Source organism: Micromonospora sp. NPDC005173, assembly GCF_040608515.1.
Classification (GTDB): Bacteria; Actinomycetota; Actinomycetes; order Mycobacteriales; family Micromonosporaceae; genus Micromonospora.
The window spans coordinates 293001-314867 of record NZ_JBEXIK010000002.1; the positions used below are offsets into that span (position 1 = coordinate 293001).

Genomic DNA, 21867 nt, shown 5'->3' on the forward strand with positions numbered 1-21867 from the left:
CGTAGTCAGCACCACCACGGTGGGCGACCCCGTCCGGATCATCCCGCCCAGGCATGTCGGCCGGGGCGGCGGGTAGAGCAGCGGCATGCAGACGTTCCTCCCGTACCCGGACTTTCTGGCCAGCGCCCGCACGCTGGACCAGAGGCGGCTGGGCAAGCAGCGGGTGGAGGCCATCCAGGTGCTGCGTGGGCTCACCCGGCCCGGGTACGGCTGGCGCAACCACCCGGCGGTGAAGATGTGGGCCGGGTACGAGGAGGCACTCACCCGCTACGGGCTGGACATGTGCGCGGTCTGGACCGAGCCGGGGCGGGCCGACACCTGCGCCACCACGATGACCGTCGACCTCGCCGCCGCCTGCGGAGCCGGCGTCGTGCGTACCCAGACCGAGCTGGCCGAGGCCGCTGAACTTCCTCCCTGGCTGGGCCGCGACGAATTCCACCTGAGTCACCGCTCGTCACTGCTACGCAAGGACCCCGCGCACTACCGCCCGATCTTCGGCGACGACGTGTCGGCGGACCTGGAGTACGTCTGGCCCGCCTCCGACCGGAGCCGCCGCTGCCTACCGCGCGACTGACCGTTTTGTGCGGCAGACTGGAGGCTCCGTCAGGTCGGGAAGGTGCTCATGGCGCTGTCGCAAATGGTGGGACGGCTCATCGGCGTACGCCAGCACCAGGTGGACCCGGGCGGCGGTGGCCCCGACCGCGTGCCGGGACCGGTCACGGCGGTGGTGGTGGGTGGCGGCATCGCCGGCATGTCGGCGGCGGTGGTGCTGGCGGAGCGCGGTGTGACGGTGACGGTGCTGGAGGCCGCACCCACCCTGGGCGGCCGGTTGGGCGCCTGGCCGGAGGCGCTCGCCGACGGCAGCCAGCAGAACGAGCACGGCTTCCACGCGTTCTTCCGGCAGTACTACAACTGGCGGTCCATCCTCCGCAGGGTCGACCCCGACCTGGGCTTCCTCAAGCCGATCCCGGGCTACCCGATCCTCAGTGAGCAGTGGCCGACCGAGGAGTTCGGCAAGCTGCCGCCGGCACCACCGGCGAACCTGCTCGCGCTGCTGCTGCGCAGCCCCAGCCTGCGCCTGGCCGACCTGCGACTGATGGACCGGGACGCCGCGCTGCCGCTGCTCAGCTACGACCCGGTACGCACCTACGCCGAGCTGGACGACACCACCGCCGACGAGCTGCTGGCGTCGCTGCGACTGCCGGACCGCGCCCGGGCCATGCTGTTCGAGGTCTTCTCGCACTCGTTCTTCAACCACGAGTCGGAGATGTCGGCCGCCGAGATGGTCGCCCAGTTCCACTTCTACCTGCTCGGCAACCCGGAGGGGCTGGCCTTCGACTGCCCGGACGAGGACTACGGCACGGCGATCTGGGAGCCGCTGACCCGGCACGTGGAGAAGCACGGCGGCCGGGTGCTCACCCGGGCCGCCGCGACCGGGGTGCACCGTGACGCCGACGGCTGGCGGGTGGCTGCCGCCGACGGCGGAAGCCACCCGGCGGGGCACATCGTGCTGGCCGTCGACCCGCCGGCGCTCGCCGCGCTGGTCGGGGCCTCCCCCGACCTGGTCGAGCAGGCACCGGAGCTGGTGGCGCGGATGCCCGCGTTCGGCACGCCCGGCCCGCCGTACGCGGTGGCGCGGTACTGGTGCGACGGGGACGTGGCCGCCGAGCGCGCGGTGTTCAGCGGGGTGTCCCGGCAGCCCACATTGGACTCGGTGACGCTCTATCACCGGCTGGAGAACGAGTCGCGGCGCTGGGCGCGGCAGACCGGCGGGTCGGTCATCGAGTTGCACGCGTACGCCTGCGAGCCGGGGGTGCCGGCCAAGGAGCTGGCCGAGCGGATGCGCCGGGAGCTGGTGGCGCTCTGGCCGGAGGCCGCCGGCCTGCGGATCCGCGAGCTGCGAGCCCGGGTGGAGGCGCAGGCGCCGGCGTTCAGCCTGGGCAGCCACGCCTGGCGACCGGGGGTACGCACCGACGCGAACGGCCTCTATCTCGCCGGGGACGGAGTCGCCACGGACTTCCCGAGCGCCCTGATGGAACGCTCCGCGGCCACCGGCATCATCGCCGCGAACCACATCCTGCGTGCCGAGGGTGGCGCCGCCGAGCCGGTGCACTCGATCCGGCCACGGGGGCTGCTGACCAGGAGAGGCACGGCAACCTGACAAGGCGGTCATATGCCGCACTGCCCGCCGGGGCAGAGCCGGACGGCCGATCGAAATACGTTGCCCGTCTGACCCGTGCCGACCTACCGTGATCGCGCAAGGTCAACACCGCCGCGGGAGCAGATCATGACGATGTCGCACGTCACCAGCGTGCCATCCGTGCTGCCCGGCGACGGTTGCCGAGCGGAAGGTCCCCGGGCGGGCCGGCCCGACTGACGCGTACCCGTACGCGCCGAGCCGCCCGTCCCACAGCCGGACCGGGCGGCTTTTCGCTGTCCGGAGCCATCGTCCGTCACTGCCCTGGAGGGAGATCCCGGTGGACGCCGTCCTCGTCATCAACGCCGACCTCGGCCCGCTGCACCGGGTCACCGTTCAGCACGCCGTCCGGATGCTCTGCCGTCGGGTGGCCGAGATCCACGAGGCCGAGCCGGACCAGGTGATCGGGGTCTTCCCGATGCCCCGGGTGGTGCGACTCGTCCGCTACGTGGTCACCCGGTGGCGGTTCAGCTCCGGGCCGGCCTGGTCCCGGGCCGGTGTGCTGCGCCGCGACGACCGCTGCTGCGCGTACTGCGGTGGCGCGGCGTCGACCATCGACCACATCCTGCCCCGCTCGCGCGGCGGCCGGAACACCTGGCGAAACACCACCGCCGCCTGCTACGGCTGCAACCAGCGCAAGGGCGACCGGACGCCGGCGGAGGCGGGCATGCCGCTGCGCCGGGAGCCGGTGAACCCGGGCTGGGCGGCCCTGGCGGGGCGGTGACGGACCGGCCGGCGGGAACGGGGGGCCGTGTCGGGGGTACGCCCCCGGCGCGGCACCCGCCGGCCCCCGGTCAGCCGGCGCGCTCCTTGACCTGCGGCTTCGGCCGGCCGTTGGCGCAGTGCACCCGGATCTCGCTGCGGTGCTCGGCGGAGGTCAGCTCGACCTGGATCCGCTTCGCCGGGCCCGGGTCGTACGCCGCCGCCCGGTAGCCGGGTGCGGACGTCACCGCCAGGACCTCGGCCGCCGCCTCGAGGCAGCGAACCGTGACCGTCCCACCGAGGGCGTCCACCGGCACGCCCGGCCCGGGGCTGGGTGTGGACGCGGCTCCAGTCGGGATCGGCCCGGAGGTGCTGGTGGGCGGTCTCGGTACGGAGGTGCTGGCGACCGCCCGTGTACTGCCTGGACCGGTCGACGGGTCAGGTCCGGCGCTGGCCGGCGGGGCGGCGGGCGGTCGGGGGACGGCCGCGTCAGCCGGGCCGGCGATACGCGGCAGCCCGACCGTCGTGGTGCCGCCCGATCCGATGCCGGTGCGCGGCTCGCCCGCTTCCGGTCGTCGTGTGACCGGGTCGCCGAGCGACCCGCCCATCGCCACCGCGGCCACCACCGCACCACTGACCGCCAGCACCGCCCGCCGCCGACGCCAGGACACCCTCCGGGCGGCACCGGTCGTTCCGGCGACAGCACCGCCCACCGTCTCGGCTGGCTCAGCGCGGGCGTCCGCCATCCCGCCGGACGGCAGCCCGGAACTCGATGCGCCCACGGCGGCGACCTCTTCACCGCCGGTCGCCGTCGATCTGCCCACGGTGGCGACCGGTTCGCCGACGGTGAGCAGGATGCGGGCCACCTCGGCGGCCGGCGGCCGGTCATCGGGGTCGCGGGCCAGACACCAGCGGTAGAGCCGGTGGATCTGGGGCGGCACCCCGTCGATCGCGGGCAGCGGGTCCGGCTCGACGTACGCGTGTGCGCGCAGCATCCCGGCCCGCGCCTCGGTACGCCACGGCAGCCGGCCGGTCAGCACCCGGTGCAGGAGCAGGCCGAGCGCGTAGACGTCGCAGGCCGGCAGCACCTCGCCGGCTTCCATCCGCTCCGGGGCGAGGTAGGCCGGCGTGCCGAGCAGCCGCCCCTCGAAGTCGATCTCCGGATCCCCGACGACCGCCGCGATGCCGAAGTCGAGCACCTTGGCGCCGGTGGGGGTGAGCATCACGTTGCCCGGTTTGACGTCCCGGTGCACCAGCCCCCGTGCGTGCGCGGCCGCGAGCGCGGCCGCCACCTCGGCGCAGATCCGCAGGCCGGCGCGGGGCGGCAACGGCCCGGTGGCCAGCTGCTGTTCGAGGGTGTGGCCGCCGAGCAACTCCATCACCACGAACGGAACCTCGGCACCATCGAGCGGCGACTGGCCGTAGTCGAAGACGCTGGTGACGTGCGGGTGCGACAGCCGGGCCGCCGCCTTGGCCTCGGCCCGAATCCGTTGCCGGGCGTTGGTATCCGAGACGACGAGCACCTTCACCGCCACGTCCCGTTCGAGCACCTCGTCGTACGCCCGGTGCACCTCGGACATGCCGCCACTGCCGAGGCGTTCCAGGAGCCGGTAGCGGCCCGCAAGCAACTGATCACGCTGCACGACGGACAGCCTGCCGTACGGCCCTGCCGTACGCCAGCCTGGATCGAGATCATTTGATGGCTGGAGTGGACCCTGAAACGTGGTCAGTCGTTGGCGGGAGGCCGCCAGGCGAAGCGGGGCGTACGGCGCTCGGCGACCGCCGCCACCCCCTCCCGGGCCTCGCCGCTGGTCGCCACCTTCCGGTGCCACCACGCAACCCGGGCCGGCCCGGCCCGGTCGTCGACGATCTCCTTGGCGGCGGCGACGGTCAACGGCGACCGCTGGGCGATCGTCGCGGTGAGGTCGTCCACCCGCGCGGCGAGCTGGTCGCCCGGCAGCACCTCGTCGACCAGGCCGACCCGCAGCGCCCGCGTGGCATCGATCAGCTCGGCGGTGAACAGCAGATGCTTGGCGGCGGACGGTCCGATCAGCCGGGCCAGCCGGCGGGTGGTCGGCGCCGGGTAGACCAGCCCGAGCCGGGCCGGCGGTACGCCGAACCGGGCGTCGTCGGCGGCGATCCGCAGGTCGCAGGCGACCGCGAGCTGGCACCCGCCCCCGACGCAGGCGCCCCGGATGGCCGCCACCGTCGGCTTGGCGAAGCGGGCCAGGCGCTCCTCGGCGGCCACCGCGATGCTGGCGTCACCGGCGTCCAGCAGCTCGGCCAGGTCGCCGAGGTCGGCGCCGGCGCAGAAGGCGTCGCCCGCGCCGGTGAGCACCAGCGCCCGTACGTCGGGGTCGGGCTCCAGCCGGTCGAGCAGCTCGGGGAGCTGGCGCCACATGGCCGCGGTCATCGCGTTGCGGCGGGCCGGGTTGTGGATCACCACGGTCGCCACCGGCCCGGTCACTTCGACGGTCAGCTCCGCGTCCGACATGTCCACCCCTCTCCACGGGCGCCCCTGGGGTCGCCACCACGTCCGTCGACTCCGCGCCGGCCGGATTCCGCCGACCGGCGGCGGCCTGCCCGCTCCGGTGCCGCGACCATAGCGGCGCGGGCCCGACGCCCACCCGCGAGGGGTGGCCGTCGGGCCCGCTTGAGCAGCGCGTCAGGTCAGGAGACGGTGAGCGCGGTGTCGTCGACCACGAAGGACGTCTGCAGCGAGGAGTCCTCGATGCCGGTGAACTTCAGGGAGACGGTCTGGCCGGCGTACGCGGCCAGCGAGAAGGACTTCTGGCTGTAGCCGGCGGCCTTGTTCAGGTTCGAGTAGGTCGCCAGCGTGGCCAGCACCGTCCCACCGCTGTTGAGCACCTGCACGCGCAGCGTGTCGTACGCGATGCTGCTGGTGGTCTCGGCGGTGTCGATGTGCAGCCAGAAGCTGACCGTGTACGACGAGCAGCCCGACGGCAGGCTCACCGACTGGGCGAGCGTCTCGGTGCGGGTGCTGCCGTACCCGTTCAGCCACGCCTTGTACGACCCGGTGCGGGCGGGCTGACTGCTGGAGTTGGTGATCACGCCGGAGCTGGCCGTCCAGCCGGTCGCACCGGACTCGAAGCCCGGGTTGGCCAGCTTCTGGCCCGGCGCCGTGCAGCCACCGCCGGTGCCGTTCACGGTCAGCGTGTAGGTCGCGCTCCGGGTGACCGCTCCCACGCCGTTGACGGTGATCGAATAGGTGCCGGGCGGGGTGCCCGCCGAGGTGCTGATGGTGAGGGTGGACGAGCCGCCCGAGGTCACCGAGGCGGGGCTGAACGCGGCGCTCGCACCGCTGGGCAGGCCGGACGCGGAGAACGTCACGGTCTGTGCCGTGCCACTGGTGGTCGCGGTGGCCACGGTGGTGGACGCCGAGCTACCCGGGTTCACCGAGCCGGCGGTCGGCGAGAGCGCCACGGAGAAGTCGTTGCCGGTCGAGCAGGGCGCGTCGTTGCCGGCCACGTTCACCGCGGTCCAGGCGGCCTGCACGGCCTTGTACTCGGTGGAGCAGCTGCCGTACAGGTCGGTGGCGGCCCGCAGGCTGTAGGCCCGTGCGGTGTTCGCCGGGTTGCTGGTGTTGACGTACGACGTGTTGGAGGTGAAGTAGACGTCCAGCGCCCGGAACCAGATCTTCTCCGCCTTGGCCCGGCCGATGCCGGTCACCGCGGGGGCGGAGCCGCAGACCGGCGAGGTGCCGTACGCGGTGGCGCCGGTGCCCTCGGCGAGGTTGAAGTAGAAGTGGTTGGCGACGCCGGAGGAGTAGTGCACGTCCTTGTTCTTCGTGCTGGTGGACCAGCAGCTGTCGGACGAGCCGTCCAGCGACGGGTTGTACATGTAGCGCAGCGGCGTGCCGTTGCCGTTGATGTTGATCTTCTCGCCGACCTGGTAGTCACCCGGGTCGGCCGAGGTGTTGGCGTAGAACTCGACCATGTTGCCGAAGATGTCGCTGGTGGCCTCGTTGAGGCCACCGGACTCACCGGAGTAGGTCAGGCCACCGGGGACCACGTTCTCGGTCACGCCGTGGCTCATCTCGTGTGCGGCCACGTCGATCGAGACCAGCGGACGGGAGTTGCCCGAGCCGTCGCCGTAGGTCATCCGGGAGCCGTCCCAGAAGGCGTTGACGTAGTTGCTGCCGTAGTGCACCCGGCTCGGCACGCCGGTGCCGTTGCCGAAGATGCCGTTACGGGCGTGCACGTTCTTGAAGTAGTCGAACGTCTTCGCGGCGCCGAAGTGCGCGTCCACGCCGGCGGACTGCCGGTTGGAACTGGCCCCGGTGCCCCAGGTGTTGTCCGCGTCGGTGAAGGTGGTGCAGGTCGACGTGCCGTTGTTCATGTCGCAGGTCGAGCCGTTGCCGTGCGACGGGTCGATCATCTGGTACGTACTGCCGGAGAGCGTCGTGTCGACGGTGACCGTGCCCGAGTAGATGCTGTTGCCGGTGCCGTTCACCGCCTCGATCTCGTCGTACGACCCGACGGCCGCGCCGGTGGAGGCGTCGGTGATCACGTGCAACCGGGACGGGGTCTGCCCGTCGGGCTGCCAGCCGCTGACCACGGTCTCCCAGGCCAGCCGGCCCTGGCCGGAGCTGGCGTCGACGAACAACTCCGGGGTGCCGACGGCCTCGACCGTGCCGGTGAACCCGGCGCGGGCGGTCTTCTTCGCCGCCGCGGAGGCGACCTTGGCCGAGGTACCGAGGGTCAGCGGTGCGGCCAGACCGACCGAACTGCCGGCGTAGGTGCCGCTCGGCGTGGCGTGGATGACGAAGTCACCGCCGTACACCCGCAGCCCCTGATAGGTCCGGGTGTAGCGGGTGTGCGTGGCGCCGGTGGCGTCCACCTTGGTGCTGTGCACCTGGTAGGACTCGGCGCTCGAACCCTGGACGGCGCCGGGGTTCGTTCGCAGGACGGTCGCTGCCTGGGCCGCGGCGGAGGCATCCGGCGCGGGGGCGGTGGGCGGTGCCGCGTGCGCCGAGGTGGCGACGCAGGTCAGCAGGCCGCTGGTGAGCAGCGCTGCGCTGACGGCGGCGAGGGGTCGTTTCACGTGCCCTCCGGAAAGGAGAAGGATTGTGACGGGGGTAGTCACACATGTAGATATAACGATGTGTTGAAGAAAAGAGAAGCCCTGGACCGCTCCCAGACATCGACAATGGCCGTTCGGATGAGGGCCTTGACAAGGGAACCGGCGACCGGGGCCACGCGTCCGAGCGGCATGAGACCCGCCTCGACGACCGGCGTCATGATCGCGCTCCTGGTCGCCGCCCTGGCCGGCTGCACCAGCGCCGACCCGGCCGGCAGCACCCCGGACCGGCCCCCGACCACCACCGGCCCGACCTCGACCGCCCCGGCCACCGACACCCCGCCGGCGACCACCGCCCCCACGGTGAGCCCGGGTACCGGGGCCACCAGCGCGGCTGCCCGGGTGATGCTGTTCCGCTCCGGCGGCTTCGCCGGCCGCGGCGACGCCGTGACCGTCGAACCCGACGGCCGGTGGACGATGGTGGACCGGGCCGGCAGCCAACGTACGGGCCGACTCAACCCCGCCGACCTCGGCCGGCTGCACGGGCTGGCCGCCGATCCCCGACTGGCCGCCGAGGCCCGCCGCCCGACCACCACGACCCTCTGCGCGGACGCGTTCAGCTACCGGCTGACCGTCGGCACGGTCGAAACCGGGTACGTCGACTGCCCGGCCGACACCGCCCCGCCGCCGGCCACCCAGGCGCTGGTAGAGCTGCTGCTACGCGTCACCGGCTGACCGCCCGACGCTCAGATCAGGTAGTCCGGGGGCAGGCCGGTGCCGCGCAGCTCCGGCGGCAGGTGCGCCACGTCGTTGACGGCGACCAGGTTCGGCGGCCCGGCCGGGCCGTACCGGATGACGGTCAGCCCCGCGTTGTGCAGATTCAGCCCCAGCCACCGCCGTTCCGGCGCGTCGAGGGCGTGCCGGACCAGCCAGGCGATCAGGAAGTTGTGCGTCACGACCAGCTCACAAACCGGCCCGGCGCCATCCGCGCCGTCGGTGCCGTCCGCGACCGGGCCGGCGAACCGCAATACCGCCGCCGCCGTCACCTGCGGCCCGTCGACCCGTTCGGCTGCCGGGAACTGGGCCAGGAATTCGGCGTACGCCGGAGGCAGGCCGGCAGGCTCCGTGTCGTGCGGGAGGTGGTCGCCGGCCAGCTCCGTCGCGTACACCGGAACCCCGGACAGCGACGCGGCGACCAGCTCGGCGGTCTCCGCGGCCCGGCGCAGTGGCCCGTGGTGCACGGCGGCGAACCGCCGGCCCCGCAGCCGCTCGCCGAGCAGCCTGGCCTGCCGCCGGCCCCGCTCCGACAGGCCGGCGTTCGGCTCGCCGGGTTCGGTCAGGTCCTGCTCGCCGTGTCGGGCCAGATACAGCAGCCGGGTGATCATGTCTCACACCTCAGCACACCGGGAGGCACGGGAACTCCCCGTGCCTCCCGGTGTGACGGCAACCGACTCAGTCCACCCGGCCGGACGCCGCTCGCGCGAAGGTGACCGACACCCACAGCCAACCGACCGTCACCGCCAGGCCGAACGCCACCATGACGGCCGGCGCCGGCCGGACCATCAGCGCCACCCAGGCCACCGCGAAGAAGGCCCCGGTCGCCAGGCTGAACCCGGCCCGACCCACCAGCCCACGACGCGCGGCCCGTCGGCCGGCGACCACCGTCGCCACGATCAGCGAGACGAAGGCGACCGCCGCCACCAGGAAGTGCAGGCCACCGTGCCAGCTGATCTGGCCGGCACCCCGGGGCGTGCCGACGGGGAACCCGTCGGCCGGGTCGGCGCTGAAGATCGCCGCCCCCACCAGGCCCAGCCCGTACAGGGCGAGCAACCGGGGCACCCAGACCGAACCGGTGCCGGTGGAGCGCCGGAGCGCCCCGGCGGCCAGCACGCAGAGCACTCCGGTGACCAGGAACGTGGCGATCTGGATCCAGCCCAGCTCGCCGGTGCTCAACACACTCACTGGGTGCCGCCGGAAGTCGAAGCCATCCCGGGTGAGCCCCTGGAGCAGCGCCGAGCCGGCGAAGATCGGGCCGGCGAGCACCCCGCCGGCCAGCAGCGCGCGGTCCAGGCCAGCGACCACCGGTCGGACCCCGGGAAGCGGAACGGCCTGGCTCATCGGTCCGCCCCTCAGGCCCGAGGGAACATCTGGCCGATGCGGATCCGGTTACCGAACGGGTCCCGGATGCCGAAGTCGATCCCGTACGGACGCTCGGTCGGCTCGTCGGTGATGTCGACCCCCTTGGCCACCAGGTCCTCGTGCGTCTTGTGGGCGTCGTCGGTGGTCATGAACAGGGCGCCGCCCAGCGCCCCCTTGGTGAGCAGTTCCCGGACCTGCGCCGCGGTGGCCGGGTCCATCGCCGGCGGACCCGGCTTCTCCAACAGGATCTCGCGCTCCGGGTCGCCGGGCAGGTTGACCGTCAGCCAGCGCATGAAGCCGAGGTCCTGGTCGGTGTTGAGCTCCATGCCGAGCTTGTTCACGTAGAAGTCGAGTGCCTCGTCCTGGTCGAGGACGTAGATCTGGGAGCGGCTGATCGCGTTCATCGTCATGTCAATCACGCTAGACGGGGACCGTGACCTGCTGCTTATCCAAAACTGCTGGGTCTGGTCCAGGCCTTGGTGAAGCAGGACGGCACGTTGGTCGGCGCGGCGCGGCGGCGGAAGTCCGTTGGTGACTCCCCGACGATCTGCCGGAACGTCCGGCTGAACGTGCCCAGGCTGCTGAAGCCGACCGCGAAGCAGATGTCGGTGACGTCCCGCCCGGTCTCCACCAGCAACGACATCGCCCGCTCCACCCGCCGACGTTGCAGGTAGCGGTGCGGGGTCTCGCCGAAGGTGGCTCGGAAGGTCCGGATGAAATGCGCCTCGGAGACGTGCGCGATCCGGGCCAGCGCCGGGATGTCCAACGGCTCGGCGTACGCGCGGTCCATCGCGTCCCGAGCACGCAGCATCGCCCGGTTCGACTCCTCCACGGCGCGACTCATCCGTCCTCGTTTCGCTCTTTCTCCCCCGGCCGGGCTGCCCAGCTCAGGTTACCGCTGGCCCTCGGTGTCGCCCGCACGCCGACGCGGCCGGCGTCGCTGCTGGTTGAGGTGACGTGACCGTTCGGGATGCACCGGGCGTACGGACCCCTGGGCTAACCGCGAGCCGACCCGCCACCAGCGGTGGAATGCCGCTGAGGCCGCGACGTACGGGCCATCATTGGTTCACAGCGCTGCGGTGACCGCCGAGCTGAAAGCATGGGCGGATGAGGTCGAGGCTGCGCAAGCTACACATCGACGGCCGGGAGTTCACCTGGAAGGCCGACATCCGGTCCGCCTCTGGCCCTGACGGTCGTCCGCACCGCTGCATAAGAGTCCGCGTATGGGGTGCAGGGAAGAATGGTCGTGCCCTACAGGTCGACCTGACCGAGCGGCCCGACTTAGCACCCACCGTCGCCTTCGGCCATCGATACGTCGAGACGGACGTGCACGACAGTGGGGAGACGTATCCATTCCCGACAGCTGCGGACGTCCGCGCTCTTGTCCGTTACGGGCTGATCGCTGGATGGACACCGCAAGCGCTGGGTGGGACGTTCCCAGTCACGTCGGCGGCTGAACTTGAACTACCGGGATTTGCCATCACTGATCTTCTGCGGGCCGTCGACCCGCACCGCTAGTGCTGGGGCAGCGCCCGACACGCCGACGTGAAGATCACCCTCAAGGTCTACGCTCACGCCAACCTCGACGCGATGCGTCAGGCGCTTGGCGGGTTCTCGTGAGTCCCGTTCCGGTCAACCGGTCGACTCACGGCAGTGCCCGTCGGGAAAAGCCTGGTGGAATTGGAGCCCCCGGCCGGGATCGAACCGGCGACATCTCGCTTACAAGCTCTGTGCAGCTCGTCTGCGCTCGTCCGTGGGCGGCCGGGACCTCGGGGCGGGGTTCGTCGCTGCTCGTTTCCGTCCGTCGCCGTGCGGTGCTGTTGCTGTCACCGCTGCTGTCGAAGACAGTTCGGGCAGGGCACTCAGCGGGCAAGCTCCGAGGCCCGCACCAGCATTGTCAGAGCCATAGGCGAAAGTGAACGCCATGCTCGATGCGCTCGTATCTGCCGCCACTGCCTTGGCTACGCCACTCGCCCCCTTGATCACCGGTGGCTGCACCCTTGCCGGCGTCGTGCTTACCCAGCGCTTCGCGCAGCGGCAGCAGGCAGCGGCCCAGAGGTCAGCCGCCGTCGAGAGGGCAGAGGCCGTGACGACGGAGCTAGTCACGGCAGCCGCAGAGTTGCACTTGGCCTTGGTGACCGACAATCCGCGTTGGAACTCCTGGCAGCCCAGGTTGCTGGCGCTCGGTCAGTCGGCATTGGAATTCTTCGCCGGCCGCGAAGCCGGCGGGCTCGCTCACGGTTCTGCCCGAGCGAGCCGCGTTGTTCTTGACTGGCACGGCCAGTCCGCCGCCGCCGGTGCAGGGTTGGTGCGCGACCCGTATCTCCGGCTGATCACTGCAATCAGTCGCGCCGCGTTGCTAGCTGAGAAGGAAGTCGTGCAAGCTGCGATGCAGACCTCCGAGGCCGCAGCTGCGGTTATGAGTGCCTACGGTCAGGACAACCTATACCGCCCCCGTGCGGCCAAGGCGGCGCGAACGGCGGCCGAGGCAGCCCTTCAAGAGGCGATGGCCCACCTCATCGCCACCATGCAGAACCACCTCCACCCCGTCCCGTCAAAGCCCCTCACAGGTTGGCGGCGGCCACTCCGGCTTCTCCGTCGGCCAGGTTCGAGGACGGATGCGAGAGGTTGAGGGCTTGCACGGCGCCCAAGGGTTCCGTCCAACGGGCCGATCCTGGCCTCCCAAAGCTCATCGTCGGCGCGCTGCCCGCTGGCGCCTGATGACTAGCATGCTCGGGCGACCACCCACCTCGGTTCGGGAAGGACGTCTAGGTGTTGCTGACCTGGCTTCAGGCACTCGGAGAAGTACTTGCAGGCGTTGGGGCACTGGCTGCTGCCTTCGTAGCCGTCTTCGCCATTCGTCGTCAGGTGTCGGCGAGCGAACGCGCCCTAGCGGCACAGGCACAGGCCACCCGCGATGCCAGAGACCACGAACGTCGGTTAGCTGCTGAGGATCGGCTATGGGCAAGGAGGGCAGACCTCTACTCCCGTGCGACCCTCGCTATGCGCGAACACCTCGACCGACCGGTTGACAAAGCGGGCAAGGAGAGACCCCTCGCCGATGTCTCTGTCATGGCGAGCCTGGTAGGTGAGGCCGAAATCTTGGCTTCATCCCAAGCCAAGGACCTGCTTAATGAGTTCGTCTACGACGATCCGGACCGCAACGAAAAAATCAACCTCTGGGCCGAATTCCAGATCCTGGCAAGACGGGAGCTCACGGCGGCAGAGGATCCATCGCTTCGGGCAATCTGAAGCCTGCCAGGCACAGGCTGCAGGGGACAGGTGACAACGCCGAGCCGTTGGGCGCGCTGTTGCGGTCGACTGCGTTGCTTTGCAAACGCAACTGGTCCAGCTTTACCGCAACATACTGTGGCGTACCTTTGATTCCAAATAGTCGTCTGGGTCCTCGTGAGAAATCCACTCAACAATCTCGTCCGGACCTATGAGCACGACTACAAGATCTGTAGCGGCGAGCTTTAGTTCCTGCTGCTCAGCATCAGACGTATATCCGCCCTTGGAAAAGAAGAGGCCAATCTTGCTTCGACCTCTCTTAGTCTGAAGTTTGAATATGAATGCCGAGATTTCTTTTTGGGGCACTGGATCGACCCAGTTCTTGGATTCCACGAGAATAAAGGGCGCGCTGCTGTTGTACCAACACCGCGCGGACACCTTGCTCAACTGGAGGATAATGTCGATCTCATCGGTGTCGCCCCGAAAGTTCTTCTCCTTCACAATGAAGTCATCAACTTGGCCGAGGAGAAACGCCAGGAGGGCTTCGAGCCGCCTGCCCTTTTCCTGTTTCGTACCGTCATCTCGCAGGCCCCAGGTCGCCTTCGCAAGTGCAGACCGAACGGACTGTTCGACGGGCACGGATTCATCAGACAAGACAGTCAAGACATGACCGCCCGCCTGTACGGCATTTCCCTTGATCAGATGCACATAAGCGTCTAGCTCGCCTAGAGCAAGGACTGTGTTCGTATCCGAAAGCGCGAGGAAGTCGACCGCGACGTGCACCTTCCAGCCATCACTCTTGGCAGCTCGGAGCCGTCGCAGCAGGTATGGACGCATCTCAGCCGCAAGGTGCACATACATGATGTCCTTGCTCGACTCTTTTACGAGACTCGGCAACCAAGCAACCTCGCCAAGATCGATCGGCTCACTTGGTACGACCCAAGCGGCGTCACTGGTCGAGATCGACGCTACAATTTCGCCAACCGTTGGCTGAAGGGCTTGCAGCAAGCCAATCTCGTCGAGGACCTCTTCCTCATACATCTCGGCGTCCTTAGCTACCGTAGGACCTGCTTCAGCCTCTCAATAAAGGCCTTGCCAATGGACACGACGTGCTCGCGCTCGTCGTCGGTTCGAACGCGAGTGAGTAAGCGTTGGAAGCTGGTGACCATGTTTCCGGTGCGGCGTTCCAGCTTGTCCGCCTCCACCATGATCTGGACGCTATCTTGGTAAGCATCCTCGATCGTTTGATTGGGATCGGTGATCAGATCCCGCAGAGTCCCGTCAAGCACCGACTCTTGGTCTTCGCTTGTATCTGCGTCCTTCGCAGCGAAATTAATGATCGGCCGAACATCGCGGAGCGATACTGTGTCGGTAATTACGCCATCAAGTCGCTTGCCCACAAACGCTTCGGTAATGCCCTCCTCGCCAAACTCCTCCGCAACCTTAGGTCGCTGGCGGACCATGGGCTCAATGACATTCCGCTTAAGCTCCCAAAACCAGTTCAGAGGAATTGTGCCGTCATTTATGTAGCCTTGATACTCTTCAGATAGGGTGAGTGCGTGCCGATACCGGCTGATTCGCTCTCTTGATAGCCCTGTCAAGTTTGACAGGTCACCATCATTCGGCTCACGTCCAGTCTCGGCCTTAATGTCGTCTATCAGTCTGCCGAGCGCCCACGCCGTAGGCATGTCCTTCCACGGCTCTCGGATGAGGTGGATGTTGAACATCTGGACCAAGTTCTCCCGAGGACTCTTGGGAGAGGTCACTACTGCGGGAACCTTTTTCAGGCCCAGGATCTTCGCGCACCTGAAACGGCGCTCGCCGTCGATAAGGACGAACTCTTCGCCATCGGGGTATACAACGATGGGTACTAGGATTCCCTCGTTTTCGATCGATTCGGCGAGTTTTTCAATCTCTTCTGGCGGGAAGATCAGGCGGGGATTTTGGTCGTTGGGCCTTACCCGTTCAACGTCGAGTTCTTGGAGAGACGTGAAGATGGGGGTGGCTACTACCGCGTCAGGAACAGACATAGATGTTCTCCACCGCTCGCTTTTTCTGTTCGCCCTGAGACGCTCCGAGCGTGGAGTGGTCATGGCCGAAGCTCATCACCGCAACGTGGTTGAAGTGCGACCTCAGAAGCTCGCCCAGCTCCACCCCGGCTCCCACCAAGAGGCCGTTGTCTGGGTAAGACAGCACCAACGGTGCATCCCGCTTCTTCGCTGCCGCCGCCAACGCTTCGAACGCGCCTGAGACTTTGGTCTTAATCGAGAATTCTGTTACGAATCGATCGCTCCTGTACCGGCCAGCACCCGCCGAATCGGGAAAGTCGTATCGAAAGAGCGTCTCGTATACGTGATAGTAGCGAGAATAGTGATCCTTGGTATAAGGAGGATCGGCGTAGATTGCACCGACGCCATCGACCTTATCGGAAGCGGCAAGCGAGAGCGCCTCATCGTTGAATACTTTATTACCTGAGCGCCAAGCGGCAGTGCCCTCTTGACTGACCTGCGTCAGTCGATCCAGGAACACATCCCACACATTTCTACGCCAAGCTCTCCGGACTCGCGCCTGAGATATCTCGCCCGACACCTTCAGGTACTGAGCGGTATGCCCTGGAGCGTTGATCACCACCGCAGCACTGCTAATCCAGGCTGCCAATAGCCAGTTTCTATCAGCATTGCCCAGGTCAGCACTCTCGATCGCGTACCTCAATGCGTCAAGGTGAATTGCTTGACGAAGACTAAAGTATCCGCCAGCGAAGTAAAGGGTTGCGAGGCAGTATTTGTCGCTCGTGGTGCAAGCACCTGCCGCGGCAGCTGCCTTCGCCGCATCGCTGCTGTTTCCTACGTGAGGAAACTCCTCCATAAAGCTCGCCAGCGACTGCCAGTCGCCCTCCAAGGCCGACGACTCCCTCGCAAGGAAGTCACGGTACTGCCGGCGCAACTGCTGTTCCCTGTCTCGGAACAGGTTCCGGACAGTAGGAACCAAGCTGGGTGCAACGGTCCGGTCGCCCCCGAGGAACCTGGCCCTCGCCAAGACTGTGGTGAAAGCGAGAGCGTCGTTAGTGATGACATGAACGTCAGGGGCCATTGCCGATGCCACCGCGCCTATGCCCGAGAAAAGGTCGATCACCGGCCCGTCTGGGCGGACAGACATGATGGCGTTACGCACATGTGTCGCCAGGTACCGCTTCGTGCCCATGTAGCGGACCGGCATTGCATGGCCTCCGACATGAAAGATCAACCTGCGCTACATCTTGACATGGATCGCAGCAACATCCCAGAGGGCATTCCGGGCAAATTCCTCGTTGTGTCGGCATCGCCCTCATTTGCTGCCGTCCCGTGTGCCGTCGACCCGCCCTTTAGGGAGCAGGCTGCCGCCCGGCCCGCCATGTCAAGCGGACCTTGACGGCTCGTACGGACGCTGGCGGGTCGGGCGGTGGTCTGCTCGGCTTGCCCGGGTCGATGGCAGGCGGGACGGCTCCTTCCGCAACCACCCACGGACCGTGACCCGCAGGCGGAGCCCCGGCCATCCTGGAGCCGGAGCGCCCCCGCCGGAGGCGCAGTGACCGCAACCCCGCGACCGCCGCCAACTCGCCGACGCGGCCGGCATCCGCTCCCCTACGCCGCGCGGGCTCGTGGCCGCGCGGCCCGGCCGGCTGCCGGCCCACCACCCTCCCGGTCAACGGTCTGTCGTTCTGCGGCGGCCCCCTGGGCTTCCCGCTGTCCGCGCCAGCCGCCGGGCATCAGGCGTGACGGCCGCAGAGCGACAGCGGCAGCGGCCGGCGCGCGCCCAGGCGGCGGCGCGTGCGGCCCGTCAAGGGCCGCCTTGAAGACGTACAGAAACTTTGAACCACTTCGCCGGCAGTCCGGCCGCCCTCGCCCAGTCGACCACGGACCACGGGATGGTGCGCGGGCTGGGTCGCTCCGTACCCTGGCGACATGGCCGCCCTCGTCGACACCGCCCAGGGAGTTGCGCGACACCTGCTGGAGACGCCTTTGCCCCGTCGATGGAGTCACGTCCAGGCGGTCGCTGCCAAGGCGGACAAGATCAGCGCAGCAGTCCCGGCCGAGGATCGCGAGGTGCTTGTAGCGTCGGCGTGGCTACACGATGTGGGCTACAGCCCTGACCTGGTCGACACCGGCTTCCACTCGCTCGATGGTGGTCGCTGGCTGCGCCGTGAGCGGTTCAACGAGCGGATTGCCGCCCTGGTGGCTCATCACTCCTGCGCGTGGCTGGAAGCCGAGGAGCGCGGGCTCGGCGAGGTACTGGCTGCCGAGTTCCCTCGGGAGGAAACCGCGGTAACCGACGCTCTCTGCTGCTCGGACATGACGACCGGGCCGGATGGCCAGGATTTCGAGGTGTTGGAGCGGCTGGCGGAGATCAGATCGCGGTACGGGCCAGAGCACCTGGTGACCCGGTTCATTGGCCGGGCGGAACCGGAGATGGTCGCTGCCGTGCGGCGGACTCAGCGTCGGCTCGCCGGCGGCGTCCGTCAGCCAATGTAGGGCTCGCGGCGTTCCTCGTAGCCGTGAGTGATGCGGAGCAGGGTCGACGGGTGGATGTCGAGCGCGGCCAGCTCGTCGCGGGCCACCCAACGGACGTCATGTGACTCGTCGCTCGGGGTTGGTGTGCCGCTGACCGGTACAGCGTGGAAGCAGAGCGAAAACTGCTGCCGCACTTCGCCGTCTGAATACTCGATGACGTGACCGGGGTCGGAGTAGACGCCAACCATCCCGGACACCTCGACGCTAATGCCGGTCTCCTCGTGAGTTTCCCGGACTGCCGTCTCTGCGACCGACTCGCCGATCTCCTGGCCGCCACCGGGCAGGGACCACAGGCCGTTGTCGGCGCGCTGTATGAGCAGCACCCGCCCGTGTTCGTCTCGCACGAAGACGGAGACGGCGACGACGATGCTGTTGGCCTTCGGCGCGCTCGGGTCGTGGTAGTGCTCGGTTCTCGCCATGCTCTTAGGCTGCCACCTCGCCGCGTGGCTGACTGGTCGAGGCAGCCAGGACCCGGTCGAAGCTGTCGGCGTATGTGCCGAACAGGTCGCCACCGTTGAGCTTGCGCAGGTGCATCACTGGCGCGTGTGGCGCCGGAAACCCGAGCACATGCATGTTCACCAACATCTCGTCATCAAAGCGGTAGATCGAGTTGTAAAGAGTCGTGTCGTGGTAGCCGACCTTCACCCCGGGCGCACCGTCAAGCCGGTTGTAGTACTGCTGAACCTGACGGATCTTCGCCGCCATCACACCCGGCGCACCTTCCTCGATGCTCTTCCGCTCGATCGCCTCGCTGGTCGGGTCTCCGATCAGAATCGTCACCGCAACGCCGTCAACAGCCTTTTGACGCAGGGTTTCAACGAGCTTGCGGTCCTGCTCCACGAGGAACAGGCCAGCGTAGGCCAGCACGTCGATCCGCTTCTCTGCGCGTTCGATCAGTCGGCCCCAAAGGTCGTACGGCACGGCAGATCGCCGGGTGTAGAGCTGGACCAACTCGCTCTGTCCGATTCTCGACGCCTTCTCCGGGGTCACCGCGTCCGGCCACAGGTACGGCACGTCTTCCCGCACCATCGCCGCGATTGCATGCCGGTGACGGGGGTACGGCGTCCGATCCTGAGTGATCCACCGTTCCACGGTCTTCGCGTCGACCCCGATCTTGTCGGCCACAGCGACCGGCGTCAGGCCGTTGCGCAGGATGGCATCGCGCAGCCGATCGTTCGGCATTGATCCTCCTCAAGGGACGACTCGGGACGCATTTATCGTAACCAAGACGTCCCTTAGTCGTCCAGCCCATCGGATGGGTTGTCCCTGGCTTTCCGGGAGCCTTATCCGGAGAGGCCAAGAGCAACAGTCCACCGGGGACTAGCTCAACACCTGGCCAAGACACAGGAGGTTCGTTGTGAAGCTGTACGTGGACACCCAGAGCAAGCAGGTTCAGGTGACGAAGGACCCGGAGCCGAAGAACGACCAGAACGGCAATCAGCGGTCGGAGAAGAACACTGGCCGGCTCATGTGGTCGACCCAGGTCTTCGTGCTCGACGAGACTGGCGGCGAGATCATCACCATCACCACGGCGGGTGAGAAGCCGGGCGTGACGGTGGGACAGCTCGTCGCTGTCGAGCAGTTGGAGGCTATTCCGTGGGCGACCAACGGGCGTAACGGCGTCGCGTTCCGTGCGATCTCGCTGAAGTCGAAGGCTGGTAACTCGGCGGCTAAGTAGGTCCCTCGCTCACCGTGCTGTGTGAGCCCTGGTGTCTGACGCACGTGGCGGCCTGATGGTCCGCTGAGATTCATGGTCCGGGAGTGGTTCCGACTCCTACATTCCCGGCCTGGTCATCACCTGTGGTGGTGGCATCCCCCGTAAGAGCTGGCGCGGGGTCGGTCCGACTCCTACATCTGCCGACCCCGTGCCCTCCAACTCATCCGACCCAAGTGCTTGGGAGGACTCGTCGTGTCCAAGTCTAGCCCTCGCCGGTTCGCCGGCAGGTCAACCGGAACGGTGACGGTCATCGAGGCCAAGGTCCACCGTTCCTCCGCACGCAACGCCAAGATGGCGTTCATCCTCACGGCGGTCATCGTCGGCCTTCTCTCGGCCGTGGTGGCCGCTTCCTACTGGCACCCCATCGTGTCCCTGTTCGTCGGCGCGCTGATCGGCGTTCCGACCGGTGCCGCCGTGTGGCTGCTCGTCCGCGTCTGGCCGGTTATCCGGCTGCTGTGGTGGTGGAGCCTCGAAACCGCCCTGGCGGTTCTGCTGCTCACCGCGTGGGTGCAGCTCGCTGACCACACCCCGACCCTGGTGACCCTGCTCGTGGTCGCCCTGGTCGTCGGCGTTCCCGCCGCCATCCGCCCGGTTCGCCGTCAGGTCAAAGCCTGGGCGTGGTGCCTGATCGTCCGGCATCGGCTGCGCGTGTGCTTCGCGCAGTTCATCATCGCCAACCAGTCCGGCAGCCTGCCGCTGATCCTGTGGGCACGTCCCACCCCGGTCGGCGAGCGGGTCTGGGTCTACCTGCGCCCTGGCCTGTCCGCTAAGGACCTGGATGGTCGCCTCGACAAGATCGCGGTGACCTGTCACGCCTCCACCGTGCTCATTGAGCGTGCTTCGGAGAACAACGCCGCCTACCTGCGGTTCGACATCAAACGCCGTGAGGTGCTGACCGCTCACGTCGGTTCCCCGCTGGTCGACGTGATCGACCCGGCCGCTCCCGTCTCGGCCTCGCCGCTGACGGTTCCCACCGCCCTGGATCTGCCGGACGTTGACGCTCCGACGATCACCCTTCCGACCCAGGGCAAGCCGGTGAAGAAGCCGGCCACGACCGCCAACGGCAGTAAGCCCGCGGCTTCCTCGTCGTCGTCTGTGCCGGACGACGACACCTCCGACTGGATCTGACCTACGCCCAACCGGGACGCGAGGAGCCATTGCGGCTCGTTCGTGTGGCTCCTCGCGCCCACCAACGCCCAAGGAGGGCACCCATGACCACCACGATTCCCACCTCCGCTGATGCGGTGCCGGTGGGTCCTGGCCTGTCGATGTTCGACCCGATCTTCATCGGGATCGACGAGTTCGGCCAACCCGTCTACCTGGACGTCATCTACCGCAACCTGCTCACCGCAGGCGAACCCGGCGGCGGTAAGTCCGGCCTGATCAACAACATCTGCGGCCACGCCGCCCTGTGCGACAACACTCGCCTCGTGCTCTTCGACGCCAAACTCGTCGAACTCGGACCCTGGCGCGACCTCGCCGACGCGTTCATCGGCCCCGACATCGACCATGGCATCGACGTGCTGCGTCGCCTCCTGGTCGTGGCCACCAACCGCTACGCCTGGCTGCTTGCCAACCGGCGCCGCAAGCTCGCCGACGGCGACGGCATGTCCGTCATCGTCACCATCATCGACGAACTCGCCATGTTCTCCACGGTGCTCGGCACCAAGGCCCAGCAGGAGGAGTTCTCCACCCTGCTGCGAGGGCTCGTCTCCCTGGGCCGTGCCTGTGGCATGCCCGTCGTTGCCGCGACTCAGCGGCCGTCGTGGGACATCATCCCCGCCTCGTTGCGGGACCTGTTCGGCTACCGGGCCGCGTTCCGCTGCACCTCGCTGAACAGCTCGAACATCATCCTCGGTCAGGGCTGGGCCGAGCAGGGCTACACCGCCTCCGACATCTCGCCCACCAACCAAGGCGCGGCCTACCTCCTGGCCGAAGGCGGCGTACCCCGCCGCATCAAGGCCGCCTACCTCACCGACACCGACATCTACAACATCGCCGACTACGCCGCCTGGACCCGCCGCCCCACCAACACCGTCCCGGCGGTCAACCCCACCGAGTGGGAGATGGCGGCATGACCACCCGCGAGCACACCTACGCCAAGGCCAACAACCAGCGGGCTGCGCAATACACCGAACTGTGGGTCATCGGCCGTCCCGAGGACATCGCCGCCATGGTCCAGGTCGCCTCCGCCAGCGGCCGACTCGTCTACGCCTCCGCGCCGACCCGCATGGGCGGCGACGACAACCGCCACCGCCGCTACCTGCGGCTACGCACTCACTGATCGGCCGACA

General features: G+C 68.1%; 24 protein-coding genes. 11 read left to right on the plus strand and 13 right to left on the minus strand.

The annotated features are described in order from the left end of the window. Positions 1 to 85 precede the first annotated feature (85 nt). The 3 genes from ABZV00_RS04400 to ABZV00_RS04410 all read left to right on the plus strand — a co-directional run bounded on the left by ABZV00_RS04400 (position 86) and on the right by ABZV00_RS04410 (position 2921). Positions 86 to 574: an MSMEG_6728 family protein gene (locus tag ABZV00_RS04400; protein ID WP_355601758.1), complete on the plus strand. Its 489-nt coding sequence runs from the start codon at positions 86 to 88 to the stop codon at positions 572 to 574. A gap of 48 nt (positions 575 to 622) precedes the next feature. Next, positions 623 to 2161 (plus strand): FAD-dependent oxidoreductase, encoded by a 1539-nt coding sequence (locus ABZV00_RS04405; protein ID WP_355601760.1) that lies wholly within the window; start codon positions 623 to 625, stop codon positions 2159 to 2161. Positions 2162 to 2477: 316 nt separating this feature from the next. Next, positions 2478 to 2921 carry an HNH endonuclease gene (locus ABZV00_RS04410; protein ID WP_328421035.1) on the plus strand — a complete coding sequence of 148 codons (444 nt, stop codon included), beginning with the start codon at positions 2478 to 2480 and terminating at the stop codon, positions 2919 to 2921. 70 nt (positions 2922 to 2991) lie between these two features. On the opposite strand, the gene ABZV00_RS04415 is transcribed toward ABZV00_RS04410, so the two are convergent. The 4 genes from ABZV00_RS04415 to ABZV00_RS04430 form a co-directional block, all read right to left on the minus strand. Beyond that, positions 2992 to 4542, minus strand: coding sequence for a serine/threonine-protein kinase (locus tag ABZV00_RS04415; protein ID WP_355601762.1), 1551 nt, complete (start codon positions 4540 to 4542; stop codon positions 2992 to 2994). An 83-nt stretch (positions 4543 to 4625) separates the two neighbouring features. Then, positions 4626 to 5399, minus strand: coding sequence for an enoyl-CoA hydratase/isomerase family protein (locus ABZV00_RS04420; protein WP_355601764.1), 774 nt, complete (start codon positions 5397 to 5399; stop codon positions 4626 to 4628). 170 nt (positions 5400 to 5569) lie between these two features. Continuing rightward, a complete protein-coding gene (locus ABZV00_RS04425; RefSeq protein WP_355601766.1) occupies positions 5570 to 7963 on the minus strand; it encodes a M4 family metallopeptidase in 2394 nt (797 codons plus the stop codon). 38 nt (positions 7964 to 8001) lie between these two features. Further along, positions 8002 to 8160 carry a hypothetical protein gene (locus tag ABZV00_RS04430; RefSeq protein ID WP_355601768.1) on the minus strand — a complete coding sequence of 53 codons (159 nt, stop codon included), beginning with the start codon at positions 8158 to 8160 and terminating at the stop codon, positions 8002 to 8004. On the opposite strand from ABZV00_RS04430, the gene ABZV00_RS04435 reads away from it, so the two are divergent. Continuing rightward, entirely contained in the window at positions 8159 to 8674 is a 516-nt protein-coding gene (locus ABZV00_RS04435; RefSeq protein WP_355601770.1) for a hypothetical protein, read from the plus strand. The genes ABZV00_RS04430 and ABZV00_RS04435 overlap by 2 nt on opposite strands. An 11-nt stretch (positions 8675 to 8685) precedes the next feature. Here ABZV00_RS04435 and ABZV00_RS04440 read toward each other — a convergent pair whose 3' ends face one another. The 4 genes from ABZV00_RS04440 to ABZV00_RS04455 all read right to left on the minus strand — a co-directional run bounded on the left by ABZV00_RS04440 (position 8686) and on the right by ABZV00_RS04455 (position 10922). Beyond that, on the minus strand, positions 8686 to 9324 hold the full coding sequence (locus ABZV00_RS04440; RefSeq protein WP_355601772.1) for a histidine phosphatase family protein: 639 nt from the start codon (positions 9322 to 9324) through the stop codon (positions 8686 to 8688). Positions 9325 to 9391: 67 nt separating this feature from the next. Then, on the minus strand, positions 9392 to 10057 hold the full coding sequence (locus ABZV00_RS04445; protein WP_328421049.1) for a DUF998 domain-containing protein: 666 nt from the start codon (positions 10055 to 10057) through the stop codon (positions 9392 to 9394). Positions 10058 to 10068: 11 nt separating this feature from the next. Beyond that, complete coding sequence (locus ABZV00_RS04450; protein WP_328421051.1) at positions 10069 to 10488, minus strand: VOC family protein; 420 nt, start codon at positions 10486 to 10488, stop codon at positions 10069 to 10071. A 35-nt stretch (positions 10489 to 10523) separates the two neighbouring features. After that, positions 10524 to 10922: an AraC family transcriptional regulator gene (locus tag ABZV00_RS04455; RefSeq protein WP_328421053.1), complete on the minus strand. Its 399-nt coding sequence runs from the start codon at positions 10920 to 10922 to the stop codon at positions 10524 to 10526. 1080 nt (positions 10923 to 12002) lie between these two features. Between ABZV00_RS04455 and ABZV00_RS04460 the strand changes: the two genes are divergently transcribed. Next, complete coding sequence (locus tag ABZV00_RS04460; RefSeq protein WP_355601775.1) at positions 12003 to 12710, plus strand: hypothetical protein; 708 nt, start codon at positions 12003 to 12005, stop codon at positions 12708 to 12710. A 140-nt stretch (positions 12711 to 12850) separates the two neighbouring features. Further along, positions 12851 to 13330, plus strand: a complete 480-nt coding sequence (locus ABZV00_RS04465; RefSeq protein WP_355601777.1) for a hypothetical protein — start codon at positions 12851 to 12853, stop codon at positions 13328 to 13330. Between the two features lie 102 nt (positions 13331 to 13432). Here the strand turns inward: ABZV00_RS04465 and ABZV00_RS04470 are convergent, their stop codons facing one another. From ABZV00_RS04470 to ABZV00_RS04480, 3 genes are read right to left on the minus strand one after another with little or no spacing between them, the layout of a single operon-like run. Next, complete coding sequence (locus ABZV00_RS04470) at positions 13433 to 14350, minus strand: hypothetical protein (RefSeq protein ID WP_355601779.1); 918 nt, start codon at positions 14348 to 14350, stop codon at positions 13433 to 13435. Positions 14351 to 14364: 14 nt separating this feature from the next. Next, on the minus strand, positions 14365 to 15339 hold the full coding sequence (locus ABZV00_RS04475) for a ParB/RepB/Spo0J family partition protein (RefSeq protein ID WP_355601781.1): 975 nt from the start codon (positions 15337 to 15339) through the stop codon (positions 14365 to 14367). Further along, positions 15326 to 16207: a DNA adenine methylase gene (locus ABZV00_RS04480; RefSeq protein WP_355601783.1), complete on the minus strand. Its 882-nt coding sequence runs from the start codon at positions 16205 to 16207 to the stop codon at positions 15326 to 15328. The genes ABZV00_RS04475 and ABZV00_RS04480 overlap by 14 nt, the downstream gene beginning before the upstream one ends. 1043 nt (positions 16208 to 17250) lie before the next feature. On the opposite strand from ABZV00_RS04480, the gene ABZV00_RS04485 reads away from it, so the two are divergent. Further along, positions 17251 to 17817 (plus strand): HD domain-containing protein, encoded by a 567-nt coding sequence (locus ABZV00_RS04485; protein WP_355601785.1) that lies wholly within the window; start codon positions 17251 to 17253, stop codon positions 17815 to 17817. Here the strand turns inward: ABZV00_RS04485 and ABZV00_RS04490 are convergent. Further along, positions 17805 to 18275 (minus strand): NUDIX domain-containing protein, encoded by a 471-nt coding sequence (locus ABZV00_RS04490; protein WP_355601787.1) that lies wholly within the window; start codon positions 18273 to 18275, stop codon positions 17805 to 17807. The two genes, ABZV00_RS04485 and ABZV00_RS04490, sit on opposite strands and share 13 nt — an antisense overlap. Positions 18276 to 18279: 4 nt before the next feature. Beyond that, entirely contained in the window at positions 18280 to 19038 is a 759-nt protein-coding gene (locus tag ABZV00_RS04495) for an XRE family transcriptional regulator (protein ID WP_355601789.1), read from the minus strand. Positions 19039 to 19213: 175 nt separating this feature from the next. On the opposite strand from ABZV00_RS04495, the gene ABZV00_RS04500 reads away from it, so the two are divergent. From ABZV00_RS04500 to ABZV00_RS04515, 4 genes are all read left to right on the plus strand, one after another. Next, positions 19214 to 19534, plus strand: a complete 321-nt coding sequence (locus ABZV00_RS04500; RefSeq protein ID WP_355601791.1) for a hypothetical protein — start codon at positions 19214 to 19216, stop codon at positions 19532 to 19534. Between the two features lie 279 nt (positions 19535 to 19813). Next, on the plus strand, positions 19814 to 20701 hold the full coding sequence (locus ABZV00_RS04505) for a hypothetical protein (protein WP_355602023.1): 888 nt from the start codon (positions 19814 to 19816) through the stop codon (positions 20699 to 20701). 83 nt (positions 20702 to 20784) lie between these two features. Then, positions 20785 to 21651, plus strand: a complete 867-nt coding sequence (locus ABZV00_RS04510) for an FtsK/SpoIIIE domain-containing protein (protein ID WP_355601793.1) — start codon at positions 20785 to 20787, stop codon at positions 21649 to 21651. Continuing rightward, positions 21648 to 21857: a hypothetical protein gene (locus ABZV00_RS04515; RefSeq protein ID WP_355601795.1), complete on the plus strand. Its 210-nt coding sequence runs from the start codon at positions 21648 to 21650 to the stop codon at positions 21855 to 21857. Before ABZV00_RS04510 ends, ABZV00_RS04515 begins: the two co-directional genes overlap by 4 nt. Positions 21858 to 21867 lie beyond the last annotated feature (10 nt).

Bases quoted from the DNA above. Each gene is read 5' to 3' on its own strand.
- ABZV00_RS04430 (WP_355601768.1), bottom strand. From the start codon at position 8,160: ATGACGCCGGTCGTCGAGGCGGGTCTCATGCCGCTCGGACGCGTGGCC.
- ABZV00_RS04435 (WP_355601770.1), top strand. From the start codon at position 8,159: ATGATCGCGCTCCTGGTCGCCGCCCTGGCCGGCTGCACCAGCGCCGAC.
- ABZV00_RS04490 (WP_355601787.1), bottom strand. From the start codon at position 18,275: ATGGCGAGAACCGAGCACTACCACGACCCGAGCGCGCCGAAGGCCAAC.
- ABZV00_RS04495 (WP_355601789.1), bottom strand. From the start codon at position 19,038: ATGCCGAACGATCGGCTGCGCGATGCCATCCTGCGCAACGGCCTGACG.
- ABZV00_RS04470 (WP_355601779.1), bottom strand. From the start codon at position 14,350: ATGTATGAGGAAGAGGTCCTCGACGAGATTGGCTTGCTGCAAGCCCTT.
- ABZV00_RS04400 (WP_355601758.1), top strand. From the start codon at position 86: ATGCAGACGTTCCTCCCGTACCCGGACTTTCTGGCCAGCGCCCGCACG.
- ABZV00_RS04510 (WP_355601793.1), top strand. From the start codon at position 20,785: ATGACCACCACGATTCCCACCTCCGCTGATGCGGTGCCGGTGGGTCCT.
- ABZV00_RS04455 (WP_328421053.1), bottom strand. From the start codon at position 10,922: ATGAGTCGCGCCGTGGAGGAGTCGAACCGGGCGATGCTGCGTGCTCGG.
- ABZV00_RS04445 (WP_328421049.1), bottom strand. From the start codon at position 10,057: ATGAGCCAGGCCGTTCCGCTTCCCGGGGTCCGACCGGTGGTCGCTGGC.
- ABZV00_RS04440 (WP_355601772.1), bottom strand. From the start codon at position 9,324: ATGATCACCCGGCTGCTGTATCTGGCCCGACACGGCGAGCAGGACCTG.
- ABZV00_RS04515 (WP_355601795.1), top strand. From the start codon at position 21,648: ATGACCACCCGCGAGCACACCTACGCCAAGGCCAACAACCAGCGGGCT.
- ABZV00_RS04460 (WP_355601775.1), top strand. From the start codon at position 12,003: ATGCTCGATGCGCTCGTATCTGCCGCCACTGCCTTGGCTACGCCACTC.
- ABZV00_RS04475 (WP_355601781.1), bottom strand. From the start codon at position 15,339: ATGTCTGTTCCTGACGCGGTAGTAGCCACCCCCATCTTCACGTCTCTC.
- ABZV00_RS04450 (WP_328421051.1), bottom strand. From the start codon at position 10,488: ATGACGATGAACGCGATCAGCCGCTCCCAGATCTACGTCCTCGACCAG.
- ABZV00_RS04485 (WP_355601785.1), top strand. From the start codon at position 17,251: ATGGCCGCCCTCGTCGACACCGCCCAGGGAGTTGCGCGACACCTGCTG.
- ABZV00_RS04405 (WP_355601760.1), top strand. From the start codon at position 623: ATGGCGCTGTCGCAAATGGTGGGACGGCTCATCGGCGTACGCCAGCAC.